Below are 7751 nucleotides of genomic sequence, written 5' to 3' on the forward strand. Positions count from 1 at the left end.
GGACGTGCTCGCCGAGAAAGAAGAACAACCGCCGTATGGCATCGATGGAGCGCCACTGTGATCGGTGATCTGGATATCGGCGGGATTTTCCTGCCTACCTTTCTGGTGCTGATGGGCATCGCCTATGTGATTTTTCTGCTGGTTCACGCCGTGCTGTCACGTGCGCACTTCTACCGCCTGGTCTGGCACCGGGCTTTGTTCAACGTCGGTCTATACGCTCTGCTGCTCGGCGTCGTGGATACCCTTAGTCGATACCTGATGAAATGAAAAAACCCCTACTGACTCTGGGCCGTGTGGTCCTGACACTGCTGGTCGTCACCCTCGCCGCGTTCGTCGTCTGGCGCATGGTGATGTATTACATGTACGCCCCCTGGACCCGCGACGGGCATATCCGTGCCGACGTGATCCAGATCGCCCCGGACGTCTCCGGCCTGATCCAGAAGGTCTCGGTCACCGACAACCAGGCCATCACCAAGGGCCAGGTGCTGTTCACCATCGACCAGGATCGCTTCCGTCTGGCCTTGCGTCAGGCCCAGGCGACCGTGGCCGAGCGCAAGGAAACCTGGGAACAGGCCCAGCGTGAAAACAAACGTAACCGTGGCCTGGGCAACCTGGTGGCCCGCGAGCAACTGGAAGAGAGCCAATCCAAGGAAGCCCGCGCGCTGTCGGCGTTGAACGAAGCGCAAGTGGCGGTAGACGCCGCGCAACTGAACCTCGACCGCTCGGTGATCCGCAGCCCGGTCGACGGTTACCTCAACGACCGCGCGCCGCGCGAGCATGAGTTCGTCAGCGCCGGACATCCCGTGCTATCGGTGGTGGACAGCGCTTCGTATCACATCGACGGCTATTTCGAAGAAACCAAGCTGGACGGCATCCACATCGGCTCAGCGGTGGACATCCGCGTGATCGGCGACGACGCGCGTCTGCGCGGCCATGTGGTGAGCATCGTCGCCGGTATCGAAGACCGCGACCGCAGCAGCGGTTCGAACCTGCTCCCCAACGTCAACCCGGCGTTCAGCTGGGTGCGTCTGGCTCAGCGGATCCCGGTGCGTATCGCCTTTGACGAAGTGCCGATGGATTTCCGCATGATCGCCGGGCGTACCGCGACGGTGTCGATCATCGACGACGCTGTTGCCAACAAGAATGCCGGCGAACCCACTGACAAAGGAGTCGCGCAATGAAACCCGACGTGCGCCTGCTGGCTGTCGGTTTGGGCATGCTTCTTTCGGCCTGTACGGTGGTCGGTCCGGATTACAAGCTTCCGAAGGACGCCGCGGTCAATCGTCCCGATTTACAGGGCGATCTGGCGGGTTCTTCGGCCAACGTCGTGTCGGCGCCCGTGCCAGCGGACTGGTGGCGCCTGTACAACGACCCCAAACTCGATGAGCTGGTGCATCAGGCGCTGGTGTCCAGCATCGACCTGCGTGTCGCCGCCGCCAACCTGCAGCGCGCCCGTTACCAAACCAACGAAGCCGAGGCCGCGGGCGGCTTCACCAACAGCGCCGAGGCTGGGGTACAGCGTCTGCAAGAGGCCGGACAGGCCTACCTGCTGACGGAAAAGGTGCCGGTGGCTAACGTCGGCAATGGGAGCCTGAACACGTCCTATCAGTTCGACCTGTTCGGCGTGTTACAACGCGGGATCGAAGCCGCAGAGGCCAGCACGGACGCCGCCCAGGCTGCGGTCGACACCGCGCGAATCACCCTGGTGGCCGACGTGGTGCGCTCGTACACACAAATCTGCGCTGCCAACGAAGAGCGCAATATCGCCCTGCATTCGCTGAACCTTCAACAACAGAGCCTGAGCCTGACCCAGCGCCTGCGTGATGCCGGTCGCGGCGATGAAACCCAGGTGACTCGTTCGCAGACCCAGTACAAATCCCTGCGCGCCGATCTGCCGCGCTACGAAGCCGCGCAGAAAGCCGGGCTGTATCGCCTGTCGATGCTGCTGGCCAAGCCGCTGGATCAATTACCCAAAGGCGTGGCCGACTGCGCCGAACTGCCGCACATCGCTCAGGTGATGCCGGTGGGCGATGGCGCCGCACTGCTCAAGCGTCGTCCGGACGTGCGCCAGGCCGAGCGGCGTCTGGCGGTGTCCAGTGCCGCTATCGGCGTGGCCACCGGCGAGTTGTACCCGGACATCAGCATCGGCGCCACGGTCGGCACCGTCGGTATCCTCAAGGAACTTGGCGAGCCCTCGACCAACCGCTGGGGTTTTGGTGGGATGATCAACTGGACCATCCCGTCCAACGGCGCCCGCGCGCGAATTCACATGGCCGAAGCCTCCAATCAGGCGGCACTGGCCCATTTCGACGGCGTGGTGCTCAATGCGATTCGCGAGGCGCAGACCGGCCTCTCACAATACACCTCGTTGTTGGAGCGTCGCGACGCTTTGGCCGATACCGAGGAATCGGCAAAACAGGCCGCCGACCAGACCCACCGCTTCTTCCTGGCCGGCCGGGCATCCTTCCTCGCTGACTTGCAAGCTACGCGCACCTACACCGACGTGACCGCGCAACTGGCAGCGGCCAATACCCAGGTGGCGATGGGACAGATTGACCTGTTCCTGGCGTTGGGAGGCGGTTGGGAAAATACGCAGCCAAGGCAGGCACCTGCACAGGCTCAGAAATAAGCTGATCTGCTTTTGATTCTGCCCGCAGGCCACGCCCTCCGGGCAGAATCCAACCCGCGCAACCACCACGATCCAGGCTCGCAACCGGCCGCTTTCCACTCGCAACTGCGTTTGAAATGGAACCCCTGCCCGCCTGAATTGCCTGACCTCTCTATACACCCATCGGCAGGAGGCACTCCATGCGCACTCTCCAACTGGCAGGCAAAACCGTTCCCATCATCGGTCAGGGCACCTGGCACATGGGTGAAGACCCCCAGCGGCGTGACGACGAAGTAGCGGCGCTGCGGCGGGGCATCGAGCTGGGCCTGACCCTGATTGACACCGCCGAGATGTATGGCGAAGGCGGCGCCGAAGAAGTGGTCGGCCAAGCCATCGCCGGCAAGCGCGATCAGGTCACGCTGGTAAGCAAGGTTTACCCGCACAACGCCAGCCGCAAAGGCATTCCCGCGGCCTGTGAACGCAGCCTGCAGCGGATGAAAACCGATTACATCGACCTTTATTTGCTGCATTGGCCAGGCTCTTACCCGCTCGAGGAAACCGTCGAAGCCTTCGAGCGGCTGCGCGAGGCAGGCAAGATCGGTCGCTGGGGCGTGTCGAACTTCGATGTCTCGGACATGCTTGAATTAAGCGCCGTGGCTTCGGCAAGTGCCTGCGCGACCAATCAGGTGCTGTACAACCCCGAAGAGCGTGGCGTCGAGTACGACCTGATGCCGTGGATGCAAAATGCAGCAATGCCGCTCATGGCCTACTGTCCCATTGGTCAGGCGGGCGATTTGCTGGCAAACCCGGCGATCCTCGAAGTCGCCGAGCGCCTCGACGTCACTCCCGCGCAGGTCAGCCTGGCCTGGGTGCTGCGTCAGGAAGGCGTGATCGCCATTCCCAAGGCGGTTGACCCACATCACCTTAGGCTTAACGCCGAGGCAGCGAGCATCGAGTTGAGTATCGATGATGAATTGCTGATCGATAAGTCATGGCCAGCGCCGGTGCGCAAGAAGCGCCTGGCGATGGTGTAACGTCACCGGCAGGCCTTTTTTGTTGGAGCGCGCTTGCCTGGGATTGCGTTGTTTCAGATTCAGCTCGGTTGGCTGACATACCGCAATCGTCCGAAGACGGCCCAGACCAGGCACGCTCCTACAGTGATCGCAAACTTCAGATACAAACCGTCACAAAACTGTCAAAACCGCCTGCGATGATGCCGCTTCAGACCCTCGGCCCTCCTCGCCTGCGAGCCTTCATGAACCAAAGCATTGCCCGTTCTCAGGAATCCGATATTTTTGGTCTGTTGTATGGATTTCGTTTCCGTCCGGGTGAGCCTGCGCGTGAAGTCGATTCGGCGACAGCGTTGGAATGCCTGAGCAATCCAGCCGACCCGGTTGAGTTCATCTGGTTGCACCTGAACCTGGCCCACGCCAGCTGCGAACGCTGGGTCAAGACCCATCTGGAACTGCCGGACGAATTTCTCGAAGCCTTGCACGAAGGTTCGCGTTCCACCCGCATCGAACACGTCGATTCCGCGCTGCTGGCCGTGGTCAACGACGTGGTGTTCGACTTCAACCGGGTGTCGACCGATATCGCAACGTTGTGGGTGTGCGTGCGCAGCAACTTGATGATCTCGGCCCGGCATCAGCCATTGCGCTCGGTGGACAAGCTGCGTTCGTCGGTCCAACACGGCGAACTGTTTCGCTCACCCCTGGAGCTGCTGGCACATCTGCTGCGCGATCAGAGCGAAGTGCTGGCGCAGTTCATGCGCAGGACCAGCATCAGTGTCGACAAGATCGAAGATCAACTGCTCTCCCAGCGCCTGAGCAACAACCGCACCGAACTGGGCGCGATGCGTCGGGTGCTGGTACGCCTGCAGCGACTGCTCGCCCTGGAGCCGGGCTCACTGCTGCGCCTGCTGCACCGCCCGCCGCACTGGCTGCTGGAGGACGATCTGCAAGAGCTGCGGCAATCCACCGAGGAGTCGGCATTGGTCATTAGCGACCTCACCGCCCTGGGAGAGCGGATCAAGCTGCTGCAGGAAGAAATCGCCGCCAACCTCAATGAGCAGAGCAGCCGCACGTTGTTTACCTTGACTGTCGTCACCGTTCTGGCATTGCCGATCAACATCGTTGCAGGTTTCTTTGGCATGAACGTTGGCGGCATCCCGTTATCCACCGACCCCCACGGATTCTGGATATTGGTAGCGCTGGTGGCCTCTTTTACCTTCATCGCGGGGCGCTGGGCGTTTCGTAAAAGCCGGGATTATTGAGCGCAGCTATCTATTCATGTACTTCAAGCAATCAATTTAAACTTGCCGCCCCTATGGATAGTTACCGTTTGTAAGTCTCTGAACACTACCGCTACGCACACAACAGCCGTATGCCCGATCTTTGCCTCGCTATTTAACCTGGAATAGGTTCGTTCGATAGTGATCGGGAGTTTGTTATCAGACCTGACCAACTCAAGAAGACCTCCCACGAGAAATTCGCCGGTCTGAACATCCTGTAAATACATGGCGACTGCTGCGATCTCCGGAATATCGGTCCTGAAACCAATATTGACTTTCTGGGATATAGAAAGCTCATCGCCCTCTTTCAATCCTTCGATGAAAGGCTCGTTTATTACGGGTTTGACGTCATTCATAAGAAATGACCCTGGTTATCTGGAAAGGAAAAAACAACCAACTACCTGAATCAGGCTAGTCATCGTCTTGCGCCTGCCTAGACTGATTCGCGATTATCACTATCGCCGTTCGCTATGCCTGTCATGCGCTCAACGGTTATTTGAACTCACACCTGCCGCCCCCACGTGCCGGCGTACAACATCGTTCCAGTGCGCTTTCCATCATTGACGCACCAAATCGACCGTAAACATGACCTGCGTCGCATCGCTGTCACATTTAGTAATGATCATGTTCACCATCCCATCTCAACAGGATTGTGAATCATGGCGACCCCCACACTGGCTCGAGGCTCCCTGCAACAGGGCGCCGGGTTGAGTTCTCAATTCGGGCGCAAGCCCACCGTTCTGACGATGGTGATCTTCTTCGTCGTACTGGGTCTGGGCCTGCTGTACACGGCGTTCAGCTTGAAGCAGGACATGGATGATCTGGGTACGGCTGTGCTGACCTGGACCCCGTTTCTGCTGCTCGGCGTTGCGCTGTTGATCGCTCTGGGTTTCGAATTCGTCAACGGTTTCCACGACACCGCCAACGCGGTGGCGACCGTGATCTACACCCATTCCTTGCCGCCGAATTTCGCTGTGGTCTGGTCCGGAGTGTTCAACTTTCTGGGCGTGCTGTTTTCCAGCGGCGCGGTAGCGTTCGGCATCATCGCGCTGTTGCCGGTGGAACTGATCCTGCAAGTGGGCTCGTCCGCCGGTTACGCGATGATCTTCGCCCTGCTGATCGCAGCGATCCTTTGGAATCTCGCACCTGGTGGCTGGGTCTTCCCGCGTCGTCGTCACACACCCTGATCGGTTCGATCATCTGTGTGGGCGTGGCCAACGCGCTGATGCATGGGCGCGATGGCACTAGCGGCGTGGACTGGTCGCAGGCCACCAAGATCGGCTATTCGCTGCTGCTGTCGCCACTGGTGGGCTTCACCTGCGCCGCGCTGCTGCTGCTGGCGCTGCGCATGTTCGTGAAGACCCGTGCGCTGTACAAGGCGCCGGAGGGCAATACCCCGCCTCCGATCTGGATTCGTGGCCTGTTGATCCTGACCTGCACCGGTGTGTCCTTCGCCCACGGCTCCAACGACGGTCAGAAGGGCATGGGGCTGATCATGCTGATTCTGGTGGGCACCCTGCCGATGGCCTACGCGCTGAACCGCGCCATGCCCGCCGATCAGTCGCTGCAATTCGCCGCCGTGGCGCAAGTCACCCAGCAAGCGCTGACCAAGGCCGTGGCCTTGCCGGCTCCTGCCGACTCGCGCCTGACCCTGTCCACTTACATCCGCGACAAGCAGCCGACGCCCGACTTGGTGCCTGCACTGGCGGTGATGGCCGGCAAGATCGGCGATCAGGTGGCCAGCTACGGCTCGCTGGCCAAAGTGCCGGCCGAAGCCACGGCCAACGTACGTAACGACATGTACCTGACGTCCGAGGCCATCCGCCTGATGGACAAGAACAAGGTCGGCAATTTCGACGCCGACACCAAGGGCAAGGTGGACCTGTTCAAGCAGCAGATCGACACCGCCACGCGCTTCATCCCGCTATGGGTCAAGATCGCCGTCGCCATCGCGCTGGGTCTGGGAACCATGGTCGGCTGGAAACGCATCGTGGTGACCGTCGGTGAGAAGATCGGCAAGACCCACCTGACCTATGCCCAGGGCGCTTCGGCGGAAGTCGTCGCCATGCTGACCATCGGGGCTGCCGACATGTACGGCCTGCCGGTATCAACCACCCATGTGTTGTCCTCGGGCGTGGCGGGCAGCATGACGGCCAACGGCTCGGGCCTGCAAATGCGCACCCTGCGCAACCTGGCGATGGCCTGGGTCCTGACCCTGCCCGCGGCAATCCTGTTGTCGGGCGGGCTGTATTGGTTGTTCACCCAGCTTTTCTGATTCCCAGAGACCCCCGTGCTCTCCTTCGCAGGCGCTTCGGCGCCTGTTTTTTTGGCCGAGAGTTGCCAAAGACTTACCCAATGCCTCGGCCACTGTGGGGGACGTCGAAGGTTACGAGGGCAGCGAAGGCGCGTGTCAGTCACCATCAATTTGTCTGGCTGGACGCCTTTCGCTGCCGGCTGCTGGAGCTGTGCGACAGCCGCGAAGGCTGTGGGAGCTGCTGGAGCTGCTGGAGCTGTGCGACAGCCGCGAAGGCGGCGGGTCAGACAGCTCACCTTTCACAGCCCCACCGCGTTCGCTGCCGTCGTAACCTCCGACGTCTCCTACAGGTTCCGAGTCGGACCGGATTTTGCGCACTTACATAATCCCTTGTAGTGCGCCTACCGCTTTGTTTGCGCGATATCTCGGGCGATCAAGGCAAAGCAGGATCAGGACCTGAAGCTGGCGCTGTACCTGTGGGAGCTGCTGGAGCTGTGCGACAGCCGCGAAGGCGGCGGGTCAGACACCTCACCTTTCACAGACCCACCGCGTTCGCTGCCGTCGTAACCTCCGACGTCTCCTACAGGTTCCGAGTCGGA

General features: G+C 60.8%; 6 protein-coding genes and 1 pseudogene. 6 read left to right on the plus strand and 1 reads right to left on the minus strand.

The window, feature by feature from the left end; genetic code table 11:
- The first annotated feature begins 57 nt into the window (after positions 1 to 57).
- The 5 genes from CE491_RS10985 to CE491_RS11005 all read left to right on the plus strand — a co-directional run bounded on the left by CE491_RS10985 (position 58) and on the right by CE491_RS11005 (position 4880).
- Positions 58 to 267, plus strand: a complete 210-nt coding sequence (locus CE491_RS10985; RefSeq protein ID WP_110948379.1) for a DUF1656 domain-containing protein — start codon at positions 58 to 60, stop codon at positions 265 to 267.
- A complete protein-coding gene (locus CE491_RS10990) occupies positions 264 to 1181 on the plus strand; it encodes an efflux RND transporter periplasmic adaptor subunit (protein ID WP_110948380.1) in 918 nt (305 codons plus the stop codon). Before CE491_RS10985 ends, CE491_RS10990 begins: the two co-directional genes overlap by 4 nt.
- Positions 1178 to 2629: an efflux transporter outer membrane subunit gene (locus tag CE491_RS10995; RefSeq protein WP_110948381.1), complete on the plus strand. Its 1452-nt coding sequence runs from the start codon at positions 1178 to 1180 to the stop codon at positions 2627 to 2629. Before CE491_RS10990 ends, CE491_RS10995 begins: the two co-directional genes overlap by 4 nt.
- Positions 2630 to 2808: 179 nt before the next feature.
- Complete coding sequence (locus CE491_RS11000) at positions 2809 to 3642, plus strand: aldo/keto reductase (RefSeq protein WP_110948382.1); 834 nt, start codon at positions 2809 to 2811, stop codon at positions 3640 to 3642.
- Positions 3643 to 3863: 221 nt separating this feature from the next.
- Positions 3864 to 4880 (plus strand): transporter, encoded by a 1017-nt coding sequence (locus tag CE491_RS11005; protein WP_110948383.1) that lies wholly within the window; start codon positions 3864 to 3866, stop codon positions 4878 to 4880.
- 23 nt (positions 4881 to 4903) lie between these two features.
- Here the strand turns inward: CE491_RS11005 and CE491_RS11010 are convergent, their stop codons facing one another.
- Complete coding sequence (locus CE491_RS11010; protein ID WP_110948384.1) at positions 4904 to 5254, minus strand: hypothetical protein; 351 nt, start codon at positions 5252 to 5254, stop codon at positions 4904 to 4906.
- Between the two features lie 303 nt (positions 5255 to 5557).
- Here CE491_RS11010 and CE491_RS11015 point away from each other — a divergent pair.
- A pseudogene (locus CE491_RS11015) lies at positions 5558 to 7173 on the plus strand (inorganic phosphate transporter).
- Positions 7174 to 7751 lie beyond the last annotated feature (578 nt).

The sequence above is a fragment of the Pseudomonas bohemica genome (genome assembly GCF_002934685.1).
GTDB classification, from domain to species: Bacteria; Pseudomonadota; Gammaproteobacteria; order Pseudomonadales; family Pseudomonadaceae; genus Aquipseudomonas; species Aquipseudomonas bohemica.

Excerpts from the sequence above, each read along its gene's own strand:
- CE491_RS10990 (WP_110948380.1), top strand. The coding sequence starts at position 264 with ATGAAAAAACCCCTACTGACTCTGGGCCGTGTGGTCCTGACACTGCTG.
- CE491_RS10995 (WP_110948381.1), top strand. The coding sequence starts at position 1,178 with ATGAAACCCGACGTGCGCCTGCTGGCTGTCGGTTTGGGCATGCTTCTT.
- CE491_RS11000 (WP_110948382.1), top strand. The coding sequence starts at position 2,809 with ATGCGCACTCTCCAACTGGCAGGCAAAACCGTTCCCATCATCGGTCAG.
- CE491_RS11005 (WP_110948383.1), top strand. The coding sequence starts at position 3,864 with ATGAACCAAAGCATTGCCCGTTCTCAGGAATCCGATATTTTTGGTCTG.
- CE491_RS11010 (WP_110948384.1), bottom strand. The coding sequence starts at position 5,254 with ATGAATGACGTCAAACCCGTAATAAACGAGCCTTTCATCGAAGGATTG.